18 protein-coding genes, 6 tRNA genes and 1 pseudogene are annotated in these 20,457 nt (G+C 71.8%); 16 read left to right on the forward strand and 9 right to left on the reverse strand.

Going from position 1 to position 20,457, the window contains the following annotated elements:
• Window positions 1-153: 153 nt before the first annotated feature.
• From cobT to QQM39_RS37460, 4 genes are all read left to right on the forward strand, one after another.
• Window positions 154-4,743: a nicotinate-nucleotide--dimethylbenzimidazole phosphoribosyltransferase gene (cobT, locus tag QQM39_RS37445; protein WP_302002061.1), complete on the forward strand. Its 4,590-nt coding sequence runs from the start codon at window positions 154-156 to the stop codon at window positions 4,741-4,743.
• A gap of 251 nt (window positions 4,744-4,994) precedes the next feature.
• Window positions 4,995-6,227, forward strand: coding sequence for a uroporphyrinogen-III C-methyltransferase (cobA, locus tag QQM39_RS37450; protein ID WP_302002063.1), 1,233 nt, complete (start codon window positions 4,995-4,997; stop codon window positions 6,225-6,227).
• Window positions 6,228-6,290: 63 nt separating this feature from the next.
• Window positions 6,291-7,109, forward strand: a complete 819-nt coding sequence (locus tag QQM39_RS37455) for an RNA methyltransferase (RefSeq protein ID WP_302002065.1) — start codon at window positions 6,291-6,293, stop codon at window positions 7,107-7,109.
• Window positions 7,110-7,120: 11 nt separating this feature from the next.
• Window positions 7,121-7,513 (forward strand): NUDIX domain-containing protein, encoded by a 393-nt coding sequence (locus QQM39_RS37460; RefSeq protein ID WP_302002067.1) that lies wholly within the window; start codon window positions 7,121-7,123, stop codon window positions 7,511-7,513.
• A gap of 13 nt (window positions 7,514-7,526) precedes the next feature.
• On the opposite strand, the gene QQM39_RS37465 is transcribed toward QQM39_RS37460, so the two are convergent.
• Window positions 7,527-8,924 (reverse strand): serine/threonine-protein kinase, encoded by a 1,398-nt coding sequence (locus tag QQM39_RS37465; protein WP_302003868.1) that lies wholly within the window; start codon window positions 8,922-8,924, stop codon window positions 7,527-7,529.
• Window positions 8,925-9,120: 196 nt separating this feature from the next.
• On the opposite strand from QQM39_RS37465, the pseudogene QQM39_RS37470 reads away from it, so the two are divergent.
• From QQM39_RS37470 to QQM39_RS37485, 4 genes and pseudogenes are all read left to right on the forward strand, one after another.
• Window positions 9,121-9,392, forward strand: a pseudogene (locus QQM39_RS37470) (hypothetical protein).
• 235 nt (window positions 9,393-9,627) lie between these two features.
• Window positions 9,628-9,825, forward strand: a complete 198-nt coding sequence (locus QQM39_RS37475) for a hypothetical protein (RefSeq protein WP_302002069.1) — start codon at window positions 9,628-9,630, stop codon at window positions 9,823-9,825.
• Window positions 9,826-10,186: 361 nt separating this feature from the next.
• Complete coding sequence (locus QQM39_RS37480; RefSeq protein ID WP_302002071.1) at window positions 10,187-11,113, forward strand: phosphotransferase family protein; 927 nt, start codon at window positions 10,187-10,189, stop codon at window positions 11,111-11,113.
• A 100-nt stretch (window positions 11,114-11,213) separates the two neighbouring features.
• Window positions 11,214-11,516, forward strand: coding sequence for a zf-TFIIB domain-containing protein (locus QQM39_RS37485; RefSeq protein ID WP_302002073.1), 303 nt, complete (start codon window positions 11,214-11,216; stop codon window positions 11,514-11,516).
• Window positions 11,517-11,569: 53 nt separating this feature from the next.
• Here QQM39_RS37485 and QQM39_RS37490 read toward each other — a convergent pair.
• The 5 genes from QQM39_RS37490 to QQM39_RS37510 all read right to left on the reverse strand — a co-directional run bounded on the left by QQM39_RS37490 (window position 11,570) and on the right by QQM39_RS37510 (window position 12,036).
• Window positions 11,570-11,641 (reverse strand) — tRNA-Val (locus QQM39_RS37490).
• A gap of 46 nt (window positions 11,642-11,687) precedes the next feature.
• Window positions 11,688-11,759, reverse strand: a tRNA-Val gene (locus QQM39_RS37495).
• 18 nt (window positions 11,760-11,777) lie between these two features.
• A tRNA-Val gene (locus QQM39_RS37500) sits at window positions 11,778-11,849 on the reverse strand.
• 1 nt (window position 11,850) lies between these two features.
• Window positions 11,851-11,924, reverse strand: a tRNA-Cys gene (locus QQM39_RS37505).
• Window positions 11,925-11,963: 39 nt separating this feature from the next.
• Window positions 11,964-12,036, reverse strand: a tRNA-Gly gene (locus tag QQM39_RS37510).
• 174 nt (window positions 12,037-12,210) lie between these two features.
• Here QQM39_RS37510 and QQM39_RS37515 point away from each other — a divergent pair.
• The 3 genes from QQM39_RS37515 (at window position 12,211) to QQM39_RS37525 (ending at window position 14,994) form a co-directional block, all read left to right on the forward strand.
• Complete coding sequence (locus tag QQM39_RS37515; protein WP_302002075.1) at window positions 12,211-13,257, forward strand: chorismate-binding protein; 1,047 nt, start codon at window positions 12,211-12,213, stop codon at window positions 13,255-13,257.
• Entirely contained in the window at window positions 13,254-14,075 is an 822-nt protein-coding gene (locus QQM39_RS37520; protein ID WP_302002077.1) for an aminotransferase class IV, read from the forward strand. The genes QQM39_RS37515 and QQM39_RS37520 overlap by 4 nt, the downstream gene beginning before the upstream one ends.
• A gap of 94 nt (window positions 14,076-14,169) precedes the next feature.
• Window positions 14,170-14,994 (forward strand): GNAT family N-acetyltransferase, encoded by an 825-nt coding sequence (locus QQM39_RS37525; RefSeq protein WP_302002079.1) that lies wholly within the window; start codon window positions 14,170-14,172, stop codon window positions 14,992-14,994.
• Between the two features lie 54 nt (window positions 14,995-15,048).
• Here the strand turns inward: QQM39_RS37525 and QQM39_RS37530 are convergent, their stop codons facing one another.
• Window positions 15,049-15,573, reverse strand: a complete 525-nt coding sequence (locus tag QQM39_RS37530) for a DsbA family protein (protein WP_302002081.1) — start codon at window positions 15,571-15,573, stop codon at window positions 15,049-15,051.
• A 214-nt stretch (window positions 15,574-15,787) separates the two neighbouring features.
• Here QQM39_RS37530 and QQM39_RS37535 point away from each other — a divergent pair, with 214 nt between their 5' ends.
• On the forward strand, window positions 15,788-16,231 hold the full coding sequence (locus tag QQM39_RS37535) for a hypothetical protein (protein WP_302002082.1): 444 nt from the start codon (window positions 15,788-15,790) through the stop codon (window positions 16,229-16,231).
• Between the two features lie 154 nt (window positions 16,232-16,385).
• Window positions 16,386-16,538, forward strand: coding sequence for a hypothetical protein (locus tag QQM39_RS37540; protein ID WP_004002639.1), 153 nt, complete (start codon window positions 16,386-16,388; stop codon window positions 16,536-16,538).
• Between the two features lie 91 nt (window positions 16,539-16,629).
• Here QQM39_RS37540 and QQM39_RS37545 read toward each other — a convergent pair whose 3' ends face one another.
• Window positions 16,630-17,190: a CGNR zinc finger domain-containing protein gene (locus QQM39_RS37545; protein WP_302002083.1), complete on the reverse strand. Its 561-nt coding sequence runs from the start codon at window positions 17,188-17,190 to the stop codon at window positions 16,630-16,632.
• A 310-nt stretch (window positions 17,191-17,500) separates the two neighbouring features.
• Complete coding sequence (locus QQM39_RS37550) at window positions 17,501-17,914, reverse strand: SsgA family sporulation/cell division regulator (protein ID WP_004002642.1); 414 nt, start codon at window positions 17,912-17,914, stop codon at window positions 17,501-17,503.
• Window positions 17,915-18,105: 191 nt separating this feature from the next.
• On the opposite strand from QQM39_RS37550, the gene QQM39_RS37555 reads away from it, so the two are divergent.
• The 3 genes from QQM39_RS37555 (at window position 18,106) to QQM39_RS37565 (ending at window position 20,451) form a co-directional block, all read left to right on the forward strand.
• On the forward strand, window positions 18,106-18,564 hold the full coding sequence (locus tag QQM39_RS37555; RefSeq protein ID WP_302002084.1) for a TIGR02611 family protein: 459 nt from the start codon (window positions 18,106-18,108) through the stop codon (window positions 18,562-18,564).
• Between the two features lie 88 nt (window positions 18,565-18,652).
• A tRNA-Val gene (locus QQM39_RS37560) sits at window positions 18,653-18,724 on the forward strand.
• A gap of 440 nt (window positions 18,725-19,164) precedes the next feature.
• On the forward strand, window positions 19,165-20,451 hold the full coding sequence (locus QQM39_RS37565; protein WP_302002086.1) for an ABC transporter substrate-binding protein: 1,287 nt from the start codon (window positions 19,165-19,167) through the stop codon (window positions 20,449-20,451).
• Window positions 20,452-20,457 lie beyond the last annotated feature (6 nt).

Raw genomic sequence — 20,457 nt, forward strand, 5'->3', positions numbered from 1 at the left:
CACGACAATGCCACTCAATGGCTTTGTCGCCTTTTTTGGGCGGGTCGTTCGTGCCGCTGGGCACGCACGCTCGTTCTTCACTGCGGGGGCGGTCGGTGCGCCGTCCCCGGTGAGCTGGTCGTAGAAGCACTAATCGATGGGCGAGGGGTACGCATGACCGACACCGGCCAGGTCCCGGGCGAGGGACTGCCGGAGAGCGCAGGCATGGTGGAGCAGCCGGGCGTCCCCGCGGCGCATGGTACGTACACCTACCTCTCCGAGACCACCGCCCAGGACGAAGACCTGCTGCTGCCCGGCTCCCAGGGAGCCTGGGGCAACGAGGTCGCCCCGCCCGCGCCGGAGCCGGTCGTCGAGGCCGTGCACGAGCCGGACGCGCACCAGATCTCCGGCCGTGACAGCGGCTCGGTCGACCTGAGCGGCGTCCGCCTCCCGGGTCCGACGGCCCCCTCGACGCCGATCCCGCCCATCACACCCCGACGCCCCCTGCACCTCGGCCCGCCCATCCCCGACGCCTCCGCCAGCCCGGTCCGCTCCCTCGCCGACCGCGGCGCCGTAGGCGCACCCACCCGCCAGCCCGGCCCGGCCCCGACCGGCCCCGAGTACCTCGACGCCCCCCAGTACCACGAGGCACAGGTACCGCAGCCGGCGACTCCCTGGGGCGCCCCGGCCCAGGCCGCCGTTCAGACCGCCGTCCAGGCCCAGGCTCCGGCCCCCGCGCCGTTCGGCGTGGAGGTGCCGGCTGCCGAAACGGTTGTCCCGACCGGACAGCCGGGCGGCGAGCCGGTGGGCGTGGCGCAGGCGGCGGTGGCTCGGGTGGCCACGGAGGCCGGTGCCACGACGGGCGCGGCGCACGAGGTGACGAACGCTGCTCAGGGCGCCGAGGTGGGTGTGCCTGTGCCGCAGGAGAGCGTGTACGGCGGCCAGGAACCGCCGGGTGGCGCCGCCGCGCCGGTGGCCGGGGCGGTGCCTGGCCAGGACTCCGGTCCGATGCCGGCGGCCGCGCAGGAGCCGGGTGTGGGAGAGACGGCCGGTGTTGCGGCTGCTCCGGGCGCGGACGAGGCCTTGGGTGTGGCGGCTGCTCCGGGCGCGGATGAGGCCTTGGGTGTTGCGGCTGCTCCGGGCGCGGACGAGGCCTTGGGTGTGGCGGCTGCTCCGGGCGCGGATGAGGCCTTGGGTGTTGCGGCTGCTCCGGGCGCGGACGAGGCCTTGGGTGTGGCGGCTGCTTCGGGTGCCGACGAGGCCGCGGGCGCCGTGCCTGCCGCTGAGGCCGAGCAGATTGCGGCGGCTGTGCCTGCTGCGGAGGCCGGCGAGGCCGCGCCGGGTGCGGACGACGCCGGTGCCGGCGAGGCCGCGGTGGCTGCGGGTGAGGACGGCACCGCCGCCGGGGAAGTGCCGGCGAGCGAAGCCGACTCGGGTGCCGCGCAGGTGCCTGACGGTGCCGGTGCCCCGGATGCCGCCCAGACCGGGGGAGTTGGCGATGCCCCGGAGGGCGGCCAGGGCGCTGAGCCCGGGCAGGCTCCGGAGGACTTGGTCGCCGCTGTGCCTGCCGAGGCCGCCGAAGCTGTCGTCGGCGGAGCCGCGCCGGTGACGGAGGTTCCGGCGGCTGAGCCTGGCCCGGTCGCTGCGGAAACCGCGCCGGAAACCGCTCAGGTTTCCGAGGCGGTCGACGCTGACGCCGGGCAGGTTGACGTGGCGCTGGACGCTGCGGTCGAGCAGGTTGTCGAGGGTGCCGCCCCTGAGCTGGAGCAGGCGCCCGAGGGTGCCGCCCCTGAGCTGGAGCAGGCGCCCGAGGGTGCCGCCCCTGAGCTGGAGCAGGCGCCCGAGGGTGCCGCCCCTGAGCCGGCGCAGGTCCCCGAGGTGCTCGACCCCGAGACCGCGCAGGTCGCCGACGCCTCCGCTCCCGAAGCCGTCCAGGTGCTCGACGCTGCCGCGCCCGAGACCCCGGCGCAGGTCTCCGAGCCCCCCGCAGCCGAGCCCCCCGCAGCCGAGGCCGCGTCAGCCGAGCCCGCCGCCGAGTCCCCGGAGGCGCAGGCCCCCGAGGCCGCCCCCGTCCCGCCGGTGCCGGACGCCGCACAGGCCCCCCAGCCCGCGGATGCCGAGCACATCGCACCGGACTCGCAGCCGGCCGAGGCCGTCGCCGCGGCCACCGACGGCGCCTCCGCTGTCGTAGCCCCCGAACCGACCCCGCAGGCCGCGGACGTCGAGCAGGTCGCCGCCGAGCAGGAGAGCGAGCCCTCCGCCCCGGTCGCCCAGCCTGCCGAGGCCTCGGACCCGCAGCAGACGCAGGCCCCCGAAGCCGTCCAGGACCCCCACCACGCGCAGGCCCCGCAGCCGACGCAGGACGGGACTCCGACGGACGTAAACGCCGAAGCGCAGGCTGTGGCCGCGAGCGCCCCCGCCCCCGACGCCGAAGCACAGGCCGAAGCCGTGAGCTCCACCGACCCCCACGCGGAACCCCCCGTCGCGGACCCGGCGGCCCAGATGCCGGACGCCCAGCCGACCCCGGATGTCAGCGCCGAACCGGCCGAGGCCGCCCAACCGCTCGCCCCGGACACCTCCTCGGACACGGCCCCCACAGACGCCGCCGCCCCGGACTCCACCGACCCGCAGCCGACCCCGTCGGCGGACACCGCACCGGCCGAGGCCCCCCAGCCCTTCGTCGCCGAACCCGCCGGCCCGCAGCTCCAGCCCCTGGCAGCCCAGTCCGCCGACGGCTCCGAGGAACCGGTCACGCGCCTGGAGCCCACGCCCGACCAGTCGTTGGGTCAGTTCGTCCCGGTCGAGGGCTCGGTGCCGACCACCCCGCACCTCGCGCCGACCCCGCCGCAGCCGACGGTCCTCCCCACGGACGAGGCGCCGGCCCCCGTCGCCACGGTCCCCGCACCCCGTGAGGGCGACCCCGAACTCGTACAGCACGCGGAGGACCTGGACACCCGGGCCGCCGACCAGGAAGACCAAGAAGCCCCCGCAGAAGAGAGCACGGCCGTGGAAGAAGTGCGACAGTCCACCGGCCCGGCAGCGCCCGCCTACGACGACGCCGAACGCGAGGCCGTTCTCAAGGTCATGCGCGAGCGCCGCGACATCCGCAACGGCTTCCGCAGCGACCCGATCCCGCACGAGGTGCTGCTCCGCGTCCTGGAGGCTGCCCACACAGCACCCTCCGTGGGCCACTCGCAGCCCTGGGACTTCGTCGTCATCCGCTCCGCGGAGACCCGGCGCACCATGCACGAACTGGCCATGCGCCAGCGCGAGGCGTACGCCAAGTCGCTCCCCAAGGGCCGGGCGAAGCAGTTCAAGGAACTGAAGATCGAAGCGATCCTCGACACCCCGGTGAACATCGTCGTCACCGCCGACCCGACCCGCGGCGGCCGCCACACCCTCGGCCGCCACACGCAGCCCCAGATGGCGCCGTACTCCGCCGCCCTGGCGGTGGAGAACCTCTGGCTCGCCGCCCGCGCCGAGGGCCTCGGCGTCGGCTGGGTCAGCTTCTTCGACGAGCGCGAGATGGTCCGTGCCCTCGGCCTGCCCGAGCACCTGGAGGTCATCGCCTACCTGTGCGTCGGGTACGTCGACGAGTTCCCGGACGAGCCCGAGCTGATGCAGGCAGGCTGGTCCAAGCGCCGCCCGCTGTCGTGGGTCGTGCACGAGGAGACGTACGGCCGGCGCGCCCTGCCCGGCGAGGAGCCGCACGACCTGCTCGCCGAGACCGTCGCCCAGATCCGCCCGCTGGACGCCAAGGCGCTCGGCGAGGCCTGGGAGCGGCAGAAGCGCATGACCAAGCCGGCCGGCGCGCTCGGCATGCTGGAGATCATCTCCGCGCAGCTGTCCGGGCTTTCGCGGCAGTGCCCGCCGCCGATCCCGGAGCCCGCGGCCGTCGCGATCTTCGCCGGCGACCACGGCGTGCACGCCCAGGGCGTCACCCCCTGGCCGCAGGAGGTGACGGCCCAGATGGTCGCCAACTTCCTCGGCGGCGGCGCGGTCTGCAACGCCTTCGCCGGCCAGGTGGGCGCGGAGGTGTGCGTGGTGGACGTGGGCGTGGCGGCCGACCTCCCGGCCACCCCCGGCCTGCTGCCCCGCAAGGTCCGCGCGGGCACGTCCGACATGACGACCGGCCCCGCGATGACCCGCGAGGAGGCCAAGCAGGCCATCGAGGTGGGCATCGAGACGGCCCGTGACCTGGTGGCGGCCGGCAACAAGGCGCTGCTGACCGGCGAGATGGGCATCGCCAACACCACCGCCTCGGCGGCCCTGATCTCCGTGTTCACGGACACCGACCCGGCCGAGGTGACGGGCCGCGGCACCGGCATCAACGATGAGACCCTCGCCCGCAAGACCGAGGTCGTCCGCCGCGCCGTCGAACTCCACCAGCCCGACCCCGCCGACCCCATCGGCGTCCTGGCGGCGATCGGCGGCTTCGAACACGCCGCGCTGGTCGGCCTCCTGCTGGGCGGCGCGTCCCTGCGCACCCCGGTGATCCTGGACGGCGTCAGCGCCGGCGCGGCCGCCCTGGTCGCCCGCGCGATCGCCCCCGAGGTCCTCGCGGCCTGCATCGCCGGCCACCGCAGCGCCGAGCCCGGCCACGTGGCCGCCCTCAACAAGCTGGGCCTGCGCCCCCTGGTCGACCTCGACCTCCGCCTCGGCGAGGGCACGGGCGCGCTGCTCGCGCTGCCGCTGGTGCAGAGCACGGCGCGGGCTATGCACGAGGTGGCGACGTTCGATTCGGCGGGGGTAACTGAGAAGTAGCGGATGCCGTGGTGCGGGCGAGGGACTTCTTACGACAGCGCCGGGTCCCTCGTGGACGGGCCGCGTGATTGCACTCCTTCCGTGGGTCTGTGGGCAGTCGTTCCGCAGGGCGGAACGGGTGGGCCCAGACCCACGCACCCGCACCCGGCAACGACGCTCAGCCACCGGACACCTGCCCCGCCCTCCCCACCCGCCCCGTAAAATCCGCACGTCAGGGCCACTGCACCGCCGTACAGAGGAGCCGCACCCTCATGGCCGAAAACCCCGCCTACCCCGTAGGCCTCCGCCTCACCGGCCGCAAAGTGGTCGTCCTCGGCGGCGGCCAGGTCGCCCAGCGCCGCCTCCCGGCACTGATCGCGGCAGGCGCGGACATCCTCCTCGTATCCCCCGAAGCCACCCCGTCGGTCGAGGCCATGGCGGACGCAGGCGAGATCACCTGGGAACGGCGGCCCTACGCGGACGGCGACCTCGCCGACGCCTGGTACGCCCTGATCGCCACCGGCGACAAGGAAGCGAACACCCGGGCCTCCGCCGAAGCGGAACGCCACCGCGTCTGGTGTGTCCGCTCCGACGACGCCGACGCCGCCACCGCCTGGACCCCGGCCACCGGCCACAGCGAGGGCGTCACGGTCGCCGTCCTCACCACCAGCGCCCGCGGCCGCGACCCCCGCCACACCGCCGCCATCCGCGACGCTGTCGTCGAGGGTCTGCGCGACGGCACCCTCGTCGCCCCCCACCACCGCACCCGTACCCCGGGCGTCGCCCTGGTCGGCGGCGGCCCGGGCGATCCGGACCTGATCACCGTCCGCGGCCGCCGCCTCCTCGCCGAGGCCGACGTCGTCATCGCCGACCGCCTGGGCCCGCGCGACCTCCTCGCCGAACTCCCGCCCCACGTCGAGGTGATCGACGCGGCGAAGATCCCGTACGGCCGTTTCATGGCCCAGGAGGCCATCAACAACGCCCTGATCGAGCACGCCAAGCAGGGCAAGTCGGTCGTACGGCTGAAGGGCGGCGACCCGTACGTCTTCGGGCGCGGCATGGAGGAACTGCAAGCACTCGCCGAAGCCGGCATCCCCTGCACGGTGGTCCCCGGCATCTCCAGCTCGATCTCGGTGCCGGGCGCGGCAGGCATCCCGGTCACCCATCGCGGCGTCGCGCACGAGTTCACGGTGGTCAGCGGCCACGTGGCCCCCGACGACGAGCGCTCGCTCGTCGACTGGCCGTCGCTTGCCAAGCTGACCGGGACCCTCGTCATCCTCATGGGCGTCGACAAGATCGGCCGGATCGCCGAGACCCTCGTCGCACACGGCAAGTCCGCGGACACCCCCGTCGCCCTGATCCAGGAGGGCACGACGGCCGCCCAGCGCCGCGTCGACGCGACCCTGGCGACGGTCGCGGAGACCGTACGGACCGAGGACGTGAAGCCCCCGGCGGTCATCGTCGTCGGCGAGGTCGTGAACGTAGGACCGAGCCCTTCCGCGTAACCGCGGGTAACCCATCCGTTCCGAGCCGTTGGCACCGCACCCAGGACAAGGCAGTATCACCCTGTGGCCGATCTCATCACCGTCGAGGATCCCGACGACCCGCGCCTGCGCGACTACACGGGCCTGACCGACGTCGACCTGCGCCGCAAGCGCGAGCCGGCCGAGGGCCTGTTCATCGCCGAGGGCGAGAAGGTCATCAGACGGGCGAAGGAAGCCGGCTACGAGATGCGGTCCATGCTGCTCTCGGCGAAGTGGGTCGACGTCATGCGCGACGTCATCGACGAGCTCCCGGCCCCGGTGTACGCGGTCAGCCCGGACCTCGCCGAGCAGGTCACCGGCTACCACGTGCACCGCGGCGCGCTGGCCTCCATGCAGCGCAAGCCGTTGCCCACGGCGGCCGAGCTCCTGCAGACCGCCCGCCGGGTCGTGATCATGGAATCGGTGAACGACCACACCAACATCGGCGCCATCTTCCGGTCGGCCGCAGCCCTAGGCATGGACGCGGTGCTCCTCTCCCCGGACTGCGCCGACCCGCTCTACCGCCGCAGCGTCAAGGTCTCCATGGGAGCGGTCTTCTCCGTGCCCTACGCCCGCCTGGACACCTGGCCCAAGGGCCTGGAGTCGGTCCGCGAGGCCGGTTTCACCCTCCTCGCCCTCACCCCCGACGAGAAGGCCAAGTCCCTGGACGAGGCCGCCCCGCACCGGATGGACCGGGTCGCGCTGATGCTGGGCGCCGAGGGCGACGGCCTGTCCACCCAGGCCCTGGTGGCCGCCGACGAATGGGTCCGCATCCCGATGTCCCACGGCGTCGACTCCCTCAACGTCGGCGCGGCGGCCGCGGTCGCCTTCTACGCGGTGGCCACGGGCCGCCCCCAGGTCTAGGCCGTACGGCGATGGCGCGGCGCGAGGCCATCGTCGCGGTCCTGCTCCGCGCCGACCGCGTACTCGCCATCCGCCGCGGTCCCGCCGTGCCGCGCCCCGGCTACTGGCAACCCCTCAGCGGCAAGATCGAGGCAGGGGAGACCCAGCGGGAGGCCGTCGTCCGGGAAGTCCGTGAGGAGGTGGGCCTGACCGTCGTACCCCTGGCGAAGGTGTGGGAGTCGGAGACGGACGACGGCTCCTTCCGCCTCCACTGGTGGACGGCCCGGGCCGACACCGGCGACGTGGTCCCCGACCCGGGCGAGGTCGGCGAGGCCCGCTGGGTCACGCCCGAGGAGTTCCTGTCCCTGGACCCGGTATTCGACGGCGACCGGGAGTTCTTCGAACGGATCCTGCCCGGCCTGTGACGGGGGACGGCCCCTACTCGGAGATGTCGAAGGTCGACTCGTACTGGTCGGACATCGAGTCCCCCTCCATCGGCTGGTAGCCCGACTCGACGTGCTCCTGCGGCTGCCGTACGACGTCCCCGTCGCCCCCGAGCCCGCGCTGCGGCCCTTGGCAGCCCTGGGCCGCCGCGATGCCGAGCGCCACGAGCAGCGTCACCACGACGAACACGAACAGCCGCTGCCGCAGCAACTGCGGATTGGCGGGCCGCCGCCCCGTCCCCGTGTTCCGCGGCGCCGGACGGCCGGTGCCGCCGCGCGGCGTGGGCCTGCTGCCGTTGCCCGAACGCGGGTTGTTCCGTGCCCCCGGCACCGGACGGGCCCCGGACCTGGACGACGCGGTACCGCCATGCGCGCCGCCGCCGCTCGACGCACCCCCGTCGCGCGCGGGGCCGGGCACCCGCGAGGCGCCGGTGCCGCGCGCCGGGGGAGTGCCCTGGGGGCGTCGCTGGGCGCGCTGCGGCTCCGCATAGGTGTCGGCGAGCCGCCCGGTCGGCCGGTCCGTCTCCGCGCTGCGCTGCGCGGGCGGGCGTACGTCCGACAGCCCCTGAGCCTCCCGGGCCGCGATCTCCTTGAGCCGCAGCGACAGCTGGAGCGTGCTGGGCCGCTCCTCCGGGTCCTTCGCCAGACACGCCCGCACCAGCGGAGCCAGGGCGTCCGGTACGCCGTACAGCTGTGCTTCCTCGTGTACGACGCGGTACAGCATCACCTCGGAACTGCCGTGCCCGAAGGGCGAGTCACCCATCGACGCGTAGGCGAGGGTGGCGCCGAGGGAGAAGACGTCCGTGGCCGGGGTGACGGCGGCGCCGCGCACCTGTTCCGGGGCGAGGAAGCCGGGGGAGCCGACCGCCGTACCGACGTGCGTGAGGGTCGAGGCCCCCGTCGCCCACGCGATACCGAAGTCGATGATCCGCGGGCCCTTGGGGGAGAGGAGGATGTTGGAGGGCTTGAGATCCCGGTGCACGACCCCCGCCTCGTGGACGGCGACCAGCCCTTCGGACAGGGCGGCCCCGACGGCGGCGACCTCCGCCGCGCCGAGCGGGCCCTCGTCGGCGACCTTGTCGTGCAGAGAAGGGCCGGGCACGTACTGCGTGGCGAACCACGGCCGATCCGCTTCGAGGTCGGCGGCCACGAGCCGTGCCGTACAGCCCCCGCGAATCCGCCGTGCCGCCGAGACCTCACGCGCGAACCGCGAGCGGAACTCCTGATCCTCCGCCAGGTCGGGCCGGATCACCTTCAGTGCGACCCGCTGCCCCTTCTTGTCGGAGCCCAGGTAGACGACGCCCATGCCGCCCGCGCCGAGCCTTCTGTGAAGCCTGAACGAGCCGACGACGCGCGGGTCCTCGCGCCTCAGGCGCATCATCGCCATGTTCATCCCCGCTGCCCGGTCCGTGTGACGAGCCACAGCTTACGTTTCCGTGGGCCGCCGTGCGCAGAGGCCGCGCCCTCTCGGGAGGATGGATTGTCAGTGGTGGGTGGGAGACGTGAAGGGTGGTCAGGGGGCTGGTGAGCAGGGCGACTTCGGCCCGATTCGTCCCCCAACCACCCATCACAGAAGGGGGATTGAGCCCATGAAGGGTGATCGCGTGGAGATAGTCGTGGACGCGGGGGACACGACGCGCACGTACGAGGTGGTGGCGAGCAGGGCGGGCCGCCGGGTGGAGACGGCGGTGCGTCGGGGTGTCGTGGAAGTGAGCGAAGTCACCCGGTGTGGGTCCCCCCGCGCCGTTTAGGCAGTGGGGGAGGGTCCGTGGTGCGTACGGCCCGCTTCATGGCGAACCGGGTCCTGGCGCTGGTCGAGCAGCCGGTGCCGCGTGAGGACAGCTCGGAGAAATCGGGGTAGACCGGGCGTCCCCTCGGGGAAGACCCCGAGACCTAGGACCTCGTCTCCACCCAGGGGAGTACTTCGCAGGTCATGGCTCATCCTCCGGGAGGCCCGGCAATCGGTACGAGGGCATGACGCCCGGGGGTGGCCCGGGCGCCTAGATTTGAAGTCAAGCGGCGGGTGCAGCACTCGTCCCCCGAGGTCAGACACCCGCCGCTGCCAACGACAACTGATACAGGTCAGGAGAGGGACCATGGCCCACACGGCACCGCGGACACTGATCCGCACGCAGGAGCGCACAGCGCTGCGCCCCCGCCGTCAGGGCCGCCGCCACCCCCTGGTGGCGACGCTCATGGCCCTTCCCCTGGCGGCCCTCCTCCTCGTCGTCTTCGACGGCTGGGAGACGGTGGCCACACAGGCGTCGTCCGTGGGTGTGATGCTGGGGCGCTGAGCGGCGACCCCAGGCCCGGAAGAGCGGTCCGGGCGGGGACATCCATCCATGAAACCCCGTGGGGACGGGGGTGCGGCGGACGGCACAAATGCCGGCGCAGCTGGGGAGCTGCGCCGGCATTGCTTTTCAGCCCCTCCGGCGTTTGAGGACGAGGCCCGTTCAGGGCCGAAGCGGGGTCTGGGGCGGCAGCCCCAGCGGGGTCGAAGGGGCGGAGCCCCTTCAGGATGGGACGGGTAGGGGCGGCGGGGGCGAATTCTCACGTCTGGGCGCAGCCCACCCCGACCGACTCCGGTCATCCGGCCGAGCCGACCCGTCACCCCGCGTACCCTCGGCCCAGATCCTCCGCACCCAAGGGACCCCAGTGACCCCCAGCCCCCTCCTGCCCGGCCTCACCGCACAAGCCGAAGCCGCGGCCCACTCCCGCACATCCGCCTGTCCCTGCGGAGCAACCGTCACCCTCGCCGACCGCCCCGACGCCACCGTCGTCCGGCACGCCGACACCGTCGCCAAGGCCCACGCCCCGGACCTCACCCCGAGCGACCTGACCCCCCGCCTCACAGCCGCCACGCACCTCCCCGGCCTCCTCCTTCCCCCGCTCGGCTCCACGCCCGTCGACCTGCACGGCCGACTCGTGACCTTCTGGCCGTACGGCCTCCCTGTAGACCCGGGAGATCCCGACGCGGCCCCCTGGGAAGCGGCGGCAACCCTGCTCGCCCGCCTCCATCGAACCCCCGCCCCCACGCCCCTGCCCGCCATGCGCGGCCCCGCCAAGGCCGCCCTCGCCGTATCCCGCCTCCGCGCGGCCACCGGCACAGAGCTGACACCCGGCACCATCGCCGTGCTCCGCGCCTGGGACACCCTTCCCGCCTGGGCCCGCGCCGAGGCCGCGCAGCCCGACACCACCACCCTCTGCCACGGCGACCTCCACCTCGGCCAACTCGTCCGTCACCCGGCCCCGGACGGCCCTTGGCTGCTCATCGACGTCGACGACCTCGGCGTGGGCGTGCCGGCCTGGGATCTGGGGCGGCCGGCCGCCTGGTACGCCTGTGGGCTGCTGCCGCCCGACGAATGGGACCGCTTCCTCACCGCGTACCGCACCGCCGGCGGTCCCGCCGTCCCCGCCCACGGCGACGCCTGGCCCGCACTGGACGTCCCGGCCCGCGCCCTCACCGTGCAGACCGCCGCCCGGGCGATCACCAAGTCCCTGGCCGAGGGCCGTCTCCTGGACGAGGTCGAGCAGGCCCTCGTCGACGCCTGCGACCGAATGGCCTCGCTCCCCCTGAGTTGACCCGGGGATACGCAAAGTAGGGTGCAACCGACCGCAGCCGGACAGAGTCTGTCCTGGCGATACGCGAAGCAGGACCGACCGGCGAGGAGTTGACCCGACCATGCAGTGTCCGAAGTGCCATGCGCCGATGCACACGTACAACCGAAACGGCGTCCAGATCGAGCAGTGCAGCGGCTGCCGCGGGATCTTTCTCGACTACGGCGAGCTGGAGTCGCTGACGCGCCTGGAGTCCCAGTGGTCCCAGCCGGCCCCACCGCCTCCGGCCGCCCCACAGGCCTATCCGGCCGCCCCGCAGGCCCCCGCGTGGGGCGCCCCGCACGGTGGGCACCACGGCGGGCATCACGGCGGTCACTACGGCCACAAGCGTCAGAAGAGCTTCGGCCACATGCTGTTCTCCAGCTGAGCCGCACCGAGCCGCAAAGAAGCCCCCGGTCATCGACCGGGGGCTTCGGAGTGTGGACGATACTGGGATTGAACCAGTGACCTCTTCCGTGTCAGGGAAGCGCTCTCCCGCTGAGCTAATCGTCCTCGGGACCGTGATCGACCATCCATCCGAAGATCACGAGCTACTGCGTGCGCGATACTGGGATTGAACCAGTGACCTCTTCCGTGTCAGGGAAGCGCTCTCCCGCTGAGCTAATCGCGCGGGGATCCGAAGATCCAGTGGACGATACTGGGATTGAACCAGTGACCTCTTCCGTGTCAGGGAAGCGCTCTCCCGCTGAGCTAATCGTCCTTGGAGGTGGAGACGGGATTTGAACCCGTGTAGACGGCTTTGCAGGCCGTTGCCTCGCCTCTCGGCCACTCCACCAGGAGTGCAGGGGTTCGGGAAGATCCCCTTGTTCCTTCGAGCGGACGACGAGGTTCGAACTCGCGACCTCAACCTTGGCAAGGTTGCGCTCTACCAACTGAGCTACGTCCGCTTGTCGTTTCGGTCCGCTCCCGCGTCCCGGCGACGTGTTGAACTCTAGCGGATTCCCCGGCCAGCACAAAAACACGTTTGTGCAGCGTGCTGCGCCGCACCTGCTCAGGGGCCTGTCGAGGTCCCCCGAACATGGCCAGGCCACCCGCAGGTCACCCCCCATAGACTCGACTGCGTGCTCGACCTCCCTCCTCTCGCTCGCTTCGGCGACCGCGTCGCCAGCGGCCTCCTCGATGTCACCAGCGACCCGGCGGCCCTGGACTCCCGTGGTTTCTGGGCCGTCTGCGCCGACTTCGAGGGCGGTCTGACCTGCGCCCGCTTCCGGGACCTGCGAGAGGAGCCCGTGCCCGCCCCGGTGCCGGGGGAGTGGCAGGGCCCGGCGGCCGGTGACTGGACGTCTTCCCTTGATCGCGCCGCGTACACGGCGGGCGTGCGGCGGATACGCGAGCACATCGCGGCCGGCGAGGTCTACCAGGCGAACCTCTGCCGCGTCCTGAGCGCGCCGATCGGTCGGGACGCCGACGTGGACGCCCTCACCGCCCTGCTCGCCCGCGGCAACCCGGCGCCGTACGCAGGAACGATCCGGCTGCCCGGGCACGGGGTGGAGATCGCCACCGCGTCGCCCGAGCTGTTCCTGCGCCGGGAGGGGCGGATCGTGGAGTCCGGGCCGATCAAGGGCACCGGGCGCACCGAGGCGGACCTTCTGGAGAAGGACTACGCCGAGAACGTCATGATCGTCGACCTCGTGCGCAACGACATCGGCCGTGTGTGCGGCACCGGGACCGTGACCGTCCCCGACCTGTGCGCCGTCGAGAAGCACCCTGGGCTTGTCCATCTGGTGTCCACTGTGCGCGGTGAGCTGCGCGCCGGTGCCGGCTGGCCCGAGCTGCTCGACGCCGCCTTCCCGCCCGGCTCGGTCACCGGTGCGCCCAAGTCGAGTGCGCTGCGGATCATCGACGCGTTGGAGACGGCGCCCCGCGGGCCGTACTGCGGCGGCGTCGGCTGGGTCGACGCCGACCGGGGCGTCGGCGAGCTCGCCGTCGGGATACGTACCTTCTGGATCGACCGGGCCGCGGGGGCGCTGCGGTTCGGGACCGGTGCCGGGATCACCTGGGGTTCGGACCCGGAAGGCGAGTGGCGGGAGACCGAGCTGAAGGCGGCCCGGCTGCTCGCGGTAGCGTCGGGAGTGTACGAGGTGAGTGGAGAGGGACTGCGATCGTGAGGATCTGGCTCGACGGCGGGCTGCAGGACATCGAGTCCGCCCGTGTCTCCGTCTTCGACCACGGGCTGACCGTGGGCGACGGCATCTTCGAGACGGTGAAGGCGGTGGACGGCCGTCCGTTCGCGCTGACTCGGCATCTCGACCGGCTGACGCGCTCGGCGCGCGGTCTCGGCCTGCCCGAGCCCGACCACGACGAGGTCCGCCGCGCCTGCGCCGCCGTCCTCGAGGCCAACCCGATGCCGCTCGGCCGGCTGCGCATCACCTACACCGGCGGCCACGGGCCCCTCGGCTCCGACCGCGGTGAGCACGGCCCGACCCTCGTCGTCGCCCTCGGCGAGACCACCCGCCGCCCCGACGCCACGTCCGTCATCACCGTCCCCTGGACCCGCAACGAACGCGGCGCGCTCACCGGCCTGAAGACGACCTCGTACGCCGAGAACGTCGTCGCTCTCGCCCGCGCCCACCAACACGGCGCCTCCGAGGCCCTGTTCGGCAACACGGTCGGGCAACTCTGCGAGGGCACCGGGTCGAACGTCTTCGTCGTCCTGGACGGCGAGATCCACACCCCGCCGCTCGCCTCGGGCTGCCTCGCGGGCATCACGCGCGCGTTGGCGGTCGAGTGGACCGGCGCCAAGGAGACCGACCTGCCGCTGGACGTGCTGGAGCGGGCCGACGAGGTCTTCCTCACCTCCACCCTGCGGGACGTGCAGGGCGTGCACAGGGTCGACGAGCGCGAACTGCCCGGCTCGGCGGGGCCGGTGACCGCCAAGGCCATGCGGATCTTCGAGGAGCGGTCCGGGGACGACCTGGATCCGTGACGGGCGCGGATACGACGGACGCGTTCGACGGGCGCGTACCACGGGCTCGGATATTCGGCTGATCCCGGGCGCCGAGGCGGGTAGAACACCCCTGATGACCACGACGCTGCGGCCGACCGAGCCGCTTCAGCGCAACGACGACGGGACGCGTTCGCGTCGCTATCAGGTGTGTGTGAACGGCCGCCCCGTGGGCGCCCTTCACCTCGGGACGCATCCCGTCTTCGGCGACGCGGTGGCCCGAATATCGGAGCTGCGGATCGAGGAACCGGACCGGCGGCGCGGCCGGGGCACCGTGGCGGCGCTCGCCGCGGAGGAGGTCGCGCGCGGCTGGGGGTGCAGGCGCATCGAGGCGACGGTCCCCGGCGACGCCGCACCGGCACTGCGGCTCGCCGCGGCGCTCGGCTACGTCGTACGCAACCGCGGCATGGAGAAGGCGCTCGGCGCCGTCCCGCCCGATCTGCCGCCGGGCAGCCGGGGGCGACCCCTGACGGAGGCCGAGTACGGATCCTGGCTGGCCGAGAGCCACGAGGGCTACATCCGCAGCTGGGCCGAGCGAGGGGTTCCGGAGGCCGAGGCCCGGGCCAAGTCCGAGCGGGACCACGCCGCACTGCTGCCGGACGGTCTGCGCACGCCGGACACGTTCCTCAGCGTCCTCGAGCACGAGGGAGTCCCGGTGGGCACCCTCTGGGTGGCCTCGCGTGACGGCCGTGCCTACGTCTACGACGTCGAGACCGACGCGGCCCACCGGGGCAAGGGACACGGACGCACGCTGATGCTGCTGGCCGAGGCCCAGGCGATCGCCGCGGGGTACCGGGCCATCGGCCTCAACGTCTTCGCGGGCAACACCCCGGCCGAGCGGCTCTACGAGTCACTCGGCTACGAGACGAGGCAGTACGCCCTGTACAAGACGTTGCTGTAGCCGTCGGCGCACCGGCGTCCAGGGCTTCGCTGCAGCCAGTCGGGCCGGCGGCGGTCAGGCGTTCTGTTCGGCCAGCAGCCGGTCCGCGATCTCCTCGATGCGCTCGCGCAGCCCCTCCTGGCTCTTGCCGCCGTCGAGCCGCTCACCGCCGATCACATACGTCGGGGTGCCGGTCACGCCGATCGCCTTGCCCTCGGCCTGGTCGGCGTCGACGATCAGGATGTGCCGGCCGTCGATCAGCGCCGTGTCGAATTCCTCGGCGTCCAGGCCGAGTTCCCCGGCCACCTCGACCAGGAAGGGTTCTCCCTTACGGTCCAGCTCCTCGACCCGGCCCAGCACCGCCTCGACGTACGGCCACCCCTGTCCCTGCTCCAGCGCCTCCTCGGCGGCCTGCGCGGCGGCGAAGGCGTGCTTGTGCTTCTCCAGCGGGAAGTGCCGCAGCCGCAGCTCCAGCCGGTCGCCGTAGCGGGCGCGCAGGGCGCGGAGATCGTCGAGGGCGCCGCGGCAGTCGGGGCACTGCAGCTCGCACCAGACGTCGAGCACGGGGGCGGCGGGGCGGTCGGGGGAGGAGTCGCTCATGGCCCCAGTCTCCCAGCACCGGCCCGGACGACCCAATCCGACCTGGTGCTTCGCCGGCCGTCGGCCCTGGCCGTACGACGGTGACCGGCACCTGCGGAGGAGGTGACCCGGAGATGTCCCTGATGTCCCGCCCAGGCATGGCCGCGCGGGGTTGCCACGGTGCAGGATGGAAGGGACGAAGTCCTGACCCGACCGAGCGTGCCCGGAGGACCGGATGATTGCCGAGACCGTCTGTTCAGCCGTCGCCGCGGCCGGCCTCGGCATCGCGGCGGTCACGGCGTACCGCAAGCGTTTCCTCGCGGCCACGCGTATGGCCGCGTACTCCTTGGTGCCCCTGGGCCTGGTGATGACCGGGGTCGTCGACTGGCTGGCGGACACCGCGTTCAGCCCGACGGCGTGGGCGGGCTTCGGAGTCCTCGGCCTGTCCTGGCTGCTGTTCGCGAGCACGCGCGCGGTGGAGCGCCGGCGAGGAGGCACCCGCAAGGAGCGCAGGGAGGCGCGTGCCGCGGGACGGGGCGAGGCGGTTGCCCCGACGGCCTCCGCGCCCTCGCTGGGACCGGGCTCCCCTCAGGCGACCCGGCCCGCGACCGCACCGCGAGCCGGGGCGGGCGACGACTTCAGCGACATCGAGGCCATCCTCAAGAAGCACGGCATATGACGCCCGCCTGCCGGACTGAAACGACACAGTGGGTCGCCGCCCGGCCGTAAGCGATCAATACTCGAACCGGACATCACGGAATCCGGCGAACTCCCGCTCATTCCGGGCGTGTTGATCGCGCGGCGAGGCGCAACTGCGCCATCATCGCCGCGAGATGCTGGACACGACACAAAGCGAGGCCGCGCCACCTCAGGACGAGCCTCGCGGGTGCCTCTTCGCCCTTTCCCAGCCACCGCTGATGATCTTCCTTGCGGTGATCGGGTGTCTGCTGCTCATGGCTGCGCTGCACGATCTGCTGCTGCTCTGAGCCGTACCCGCGGCCCCCGGCGCCACCCGCCGGGGCCCGCGTCCACACACCGGTCGTGTCGGTCCGCAGGCGAGCGCCAGCGCCGCTTCGCTCAGCCGGCCGCTTCCTTGCGGCGCGCCCGGTAGGCGGCCACATGCAGACGGTTTCCGCAGGTACGGCTGTCGCAGTAGCGCCGCGAACGGTTGCGGGAAAGATCCACGAAGGCGTGCCGGCAGTCCGGCGCCTCACAGCGTCGCAGGCGTTCCTGCTCCCCGGCCACCACGAAGAACGCCAGCGCCATGCCACAGTCGGCCGCCAGGTGGTCGGCGACGGAGGCGCCGGGGGCGAAGTAGTGCACATGCCAGTCGTAGCCGTCGTGGTCCGTGAGGCGGGGGGTGGTGCCGGCGGCGGCGACCAGCTCGTTGATCAGGCCGGCCGCTTTCCGGGCGTCCGGCTCGGCGAAGATCGCGGCGAACCGCCCGCGTACCTTGCGCACCGCCGAGAGATCGAACTCCGAGAGGACCCCGACATCGCTGATTTCGTGCTTTCGTACGAAATCCCCGAGAGCCGTGACGTCCGGCAGCCCCTCCGGAGTCCCGTCGTCATCCGGTGCGGTGTTCACCAGATCCACCACGGCATCGAGTGCACACCGGGTGTCATGGGTGATCAGCACGTTTCGCTCCCTGGCCTGGGGGTCGGGCGGGGTGCCCGCCGATGCTGGCCGATGGTAGTGGCTCACAGAACCGTCACACCGGCCGTGCTCGCACGCGGTTTCGAATACAACGCCACAACAGCGCCGACGGTTCCCGGCGAGCCAGGCCCCCACGAGCCGCGCTGAGCCCGGCCGGCCCCCACCCGCCGCAAGGCATGCCAACGCCGCCCTCGCGGAGCGAAGACGGCGCTGCTGTGTGCCGTATGCGGTTGTCTTGGCCCGAGCCGTCTCCCCGAGTCGACGGCGCCGGGCGGCCTTGTGGGGCCTCGCCCTAGCTTTCCGCCAGGATGTGCGAGAGCTCCTGATCCAGATCGAAATGCCGATGCTCCGTGCCGGGGGGCACAGCGGCGTCGGTTCGCTTCAGGAAGGACTCCAGAGCCCGTGCCGGGGCCTCGAGCAGTGCCTCGCCCTCCGGAGAGCTCAGGGCGATGCAGACGACGCCCTGGCCGTGACTGCGCGACGGCCAGACGCGGACGTCGCCGGTTCCGGTGGGCCGGTGGAGGCCCTCCGCGAGAAGGTCGCGGGCGAACACCCACTCGACGGTTTCCTCGGCTCCGGTGTGGAAGGTGGCGTGCACGGCGTAGGGGTCGGCCGTGTCGTACCGCAGGCCTGCGGGGACAGGCAGGGATGACTCGCTCGACACAACGAGGCGCAGGTGCAGCTCGCAGCTGACCGTGGTGTTCATAAGCGCCAGGGCCTTTCGCTCAGTGTGCGCTCGGGGATTCGCACGTCGGCGAAATCGACATGCCACCTACGGTGCCGTTGTAAACCCCTCTGAGTGTTTTGCGTGTGTTTACGTAACTCTTCCGGCCGATGACCCGTTCGCGAGGTACGACCATTCCGGTGACTGGTTTCCGTCCGGTAGGGTTTGGCCGTATGAATACGGGGAGTAGCGAGTCGGGCGGGGTGGCCGTGGCGACTGACGAGACCGAAGTGGACGGTGTGAAAGGCGACAGCGAGGAGGGCCTCGGCTCGAGAGCGCCGGAGTTCATCAAGGCGCGCCGTGTGCTGCACCTGAGCTGGCAGGTGGGCATCTTCATCATCGGCCTGGCGATAGTGGTCGTCGGCATCATCATGCTGCCGCTGCCCGGTCCCGGCTGGGTCGTGATCTTCGGCGGCATGGCGGTCTGGGCGACCGAGTTCGTCTGGGCCCAGCTGGTGCTGCGCTGGACCAAGCGCAAGGTCACCGAGGCGGCCCACAAGGCCCTCGACCCGAAGGTGCGCCGCCGCAACATCATCCTGACGTCGATCGGCCTCGTGATCATTGCCGTGCTCGTCGGCGTCTACGTGTGGAAGTTCGGCATCGTCATGCCCTGGAAGATCAAGGACCAGTGATCCGCGACGGGGGTGCGAGCGTCGGCCGGTGCGGGTCCGCGCTGGTCACACGCACCCCCTGACATGGGGTAATGTTCTTCCTGCGTCCGGGCGATTAGCTCAGTGGGAGAGCGCTTCGTTCACACCGAAGAGGTCACTGGTTCGAACCCAGTATCGCCCACCCGGATCCGGCGGCCCGCCTGCGATTGTGCAGGCGGGCCGACGTCGTTTCCGCGTACGGACGGCCGGAGAGTCGTAGGTGTGTGAGGGACATCCTGCGACCCCTCGTGAGTGACGCCTCGTAAGGTCCTGTCCCTCCCGCTCCGGGCCGGACGACACCCCGTCAAGCCACGGTCGGCAGATGATTTTTGGCCGACCGGCACACACTTACGGCCGTCCATTCCTCGTTCGGTCCACCGGACGCACACCCCTCACCTGCGACGTTGCACCGCTCGCCCGGCCCTCCCGCCCTCACGAGTCGTCAACTCGCCCAGCCCGCCCACAAGAAATTCCTGTCCGAATCATTGACGCACCCTCGGGCCCTCCGTAACTTGTGCCAGCAAGCGCTTACTTGAAACGATTCATGCAGGCGGCAACGCAGCGTTGCGGGGAGGCTCGACGATGAGAACCAGCAGGAATGTTGAGAGGCGTACGATCCTGAAGGTGGCCGGGGCCTCGGCAGCCACGCTCGGGCTCGCTGCGACGACCGGATGCGGCGGTGACAGTGGTTCCGGAGACGGGACCGTGACACTTCGTTACGCGTGGTGGGGTGGCGAGCCGCGCACCATTGCCATCAAGAAGACGATCGCGCTCTTCGAGAAGAAGTACCCGAAGATCAAGATCAAGCCTGAATTCACCGACTACGAGGCGTTCTGGGAGAAGTTCCAGACCCAGGCCTCCGGCGGGAATCCGCCGGACGTTTTCCAGAATGCGGTCGGCTTCCTGCGCAAGTACGACAAGCGCGGTGTTCTGATGGATCTCAAGACGCAAGCGGACGCCGGGAATCTGAGCCTGGAGAACTTCCGCAACGGCGTTCTGGCGAACGGTCAGGTCGACGGCAAGCAGATCGGCATCCCCGTCGGCGCCAACACCCTTGCGCTCGTCATCGACGTCAAGGCCTTCGAGAAGGCGGGTGTCGAGGCGAAGATGGGCTGGACCTGGGACGAGTACTTCGACGCGCTGCAGACCATCCAGGACAAGCTGAAGATCGCCGGTGACACCGGCTACTTCAGCATCATGTACCTCTACGACCTGTACCTGCGGCAGAACGGCAAGGCCTTCTTCACGGATACCGATCTCGGCTTCACCCAGGACGATCTGACGCAGTGGTGGGAGGACGGCTACAAGCGCGTGCGCTCCGGGCTCGTCGCCGACCCGAAGAAGGTCGAGCAGGTCAAGCCCAAGTCCGCGCTCTCGGCGGGGCTGGCCGCGTCCGAGTTCACCTGGGACAACTTCTCCATCCGTTACGAGGGCGAGGGCGAGTCGGACTACGGGCTCGCGCCGATCCCCACCACGGACGGCAAGCAGACTGGCCAGTACCTCGGTTCGCTGATGCTCAGTGCCTTCTCCGGGACCAAGCACCCCAAGGAGGTCGCGCAGTTCATCGACTTCATGGTCCACGACCCCGAGGTCGGCAAGATCATGGGCTACGACCGGGGCATCCTCGCCACGACCGAGCAGTACGACGCGTTCACGCCCACCGACGACAACAACAAGGGCGTCAAGGCGTACGAGGAAGAGGTCGCCAAGGCCGGAGTGCTCGGGAAGATCACCCCGCACCCGTCCGGCGCCGACGTCATCGAGGCGGCGTTCCTGCGCATCGGCGGCGAGGTCGCCCAGGGCAAGACCAAGCCGGCCGACGCCGCCAAGGCGCTGTTCAGCGAGGCCAAGGCCGCGTTCGCGGGCTGAGGGGAC

The sequence above is a fragment of the Streptomyces sp. DT2A-34 genome (assembly GCF_030499515.1).
Classification (GTDB): domain Bacteria; phylum Actinomycetota; class Actinomycetes; order Streptomycetales; family Streptomycetaceae; genus Streptomyces.

Excerpts from the sequence above, each read along its gene's own strand:
- cobT (WP_302002061.1), top strand. The coding sequence starts at position 154 with ATGACCGACACCGGCCAGGTCCCGGGCGAGGGACTGCCGGAGAGCGCA.
- cobA (WP_302002063.1), top strand. The coding sequence starts at position 4,995 with ATGGCCGAAAACCCCGCCTACCCCGTAGGCCTCCGCCTCACCGGCCGC.
- QQM39_RS37460 (WP_302002067.1), top strand. The coding sequence starts at position 7,121 with ATGGCGCGGCGCGAGGCCATCGTCGCGGTCCTGCTCCGCGCCGACCGC.
- QQM39_RS37465 (WP_302003868.1), bottom strand. The coding sequence starts at position 8,924 with ATGAACATGGCGATGATGCGCCTGAGGCGCGAGGACCCGCGCGTCGTC.
- QQM39_RS37475 (WP_302002069.1), top strand. The coding sequence starts at position 9,628 with ATGGCCCACACGGCACCGCGGACACTGATCCGCACGCAGGAGCGCACA.
- QQM39_RS37485 (WP_302002073.1), top strand. The coding sequence starts at position 11,214 with ATGCAGTGTCCGAAGTGCCATGCGCCGATGCACACGTACAACCGAAAC.
- QQM39_RS37525 (WP_302002079.1), top strand. The coding sequence starts at position 14,170 with ATGACCACGACGCTGCGGCCGACCGAGCCGCTTCAGCGCAACGACGAC.
- QQM39_RS37530 (WP_302002081.1), bottom strand. The coding sequence starts at position 15,573 with ATGAGCGACTCCTCCCCCGACCGCCCCGCCGCCCCCGTGCTCGACGTC.
- QQM39_RS37535 (WP_302002082.1), top strand. The coding sequence starts at position 15,788 with ATGATTGCCGAGACCGTCTGTTCAGCCGTCGCCGCGGCCGGCCTCGGC.
- QQM39_RS37540 (WP_004002639.1), top strand. The coding sequence starts at position 16,386 with ATGCTGGACACGACACAAAGCGAGGCCGCGCCACCTCAGGACGAGCCT.
- QQM39_RS37550 (WP_004002642.1), bottom strand. The coding sequence starts at position 17,914 with ATGAACACCACGGTCAGCTGCGAGCTGCACCTGCGCCTCGTTGTGTCG.
- QQM39_RS37555 (WP_302002084.1), top strand. The coding sequence starts at position 18,106 with ATGAATACGGGGAGTAGCGAGTCGGGCGGGGTGGCCGTGGCGACTGAC.
- QQM39_RS37565 (WP_302002086.1), top strand. The coding sequence starts at position 19,165 with ATGAGAACCAGCAGGAATGTTGAGAGGCGTACGATCCTGAAGGTGGCC.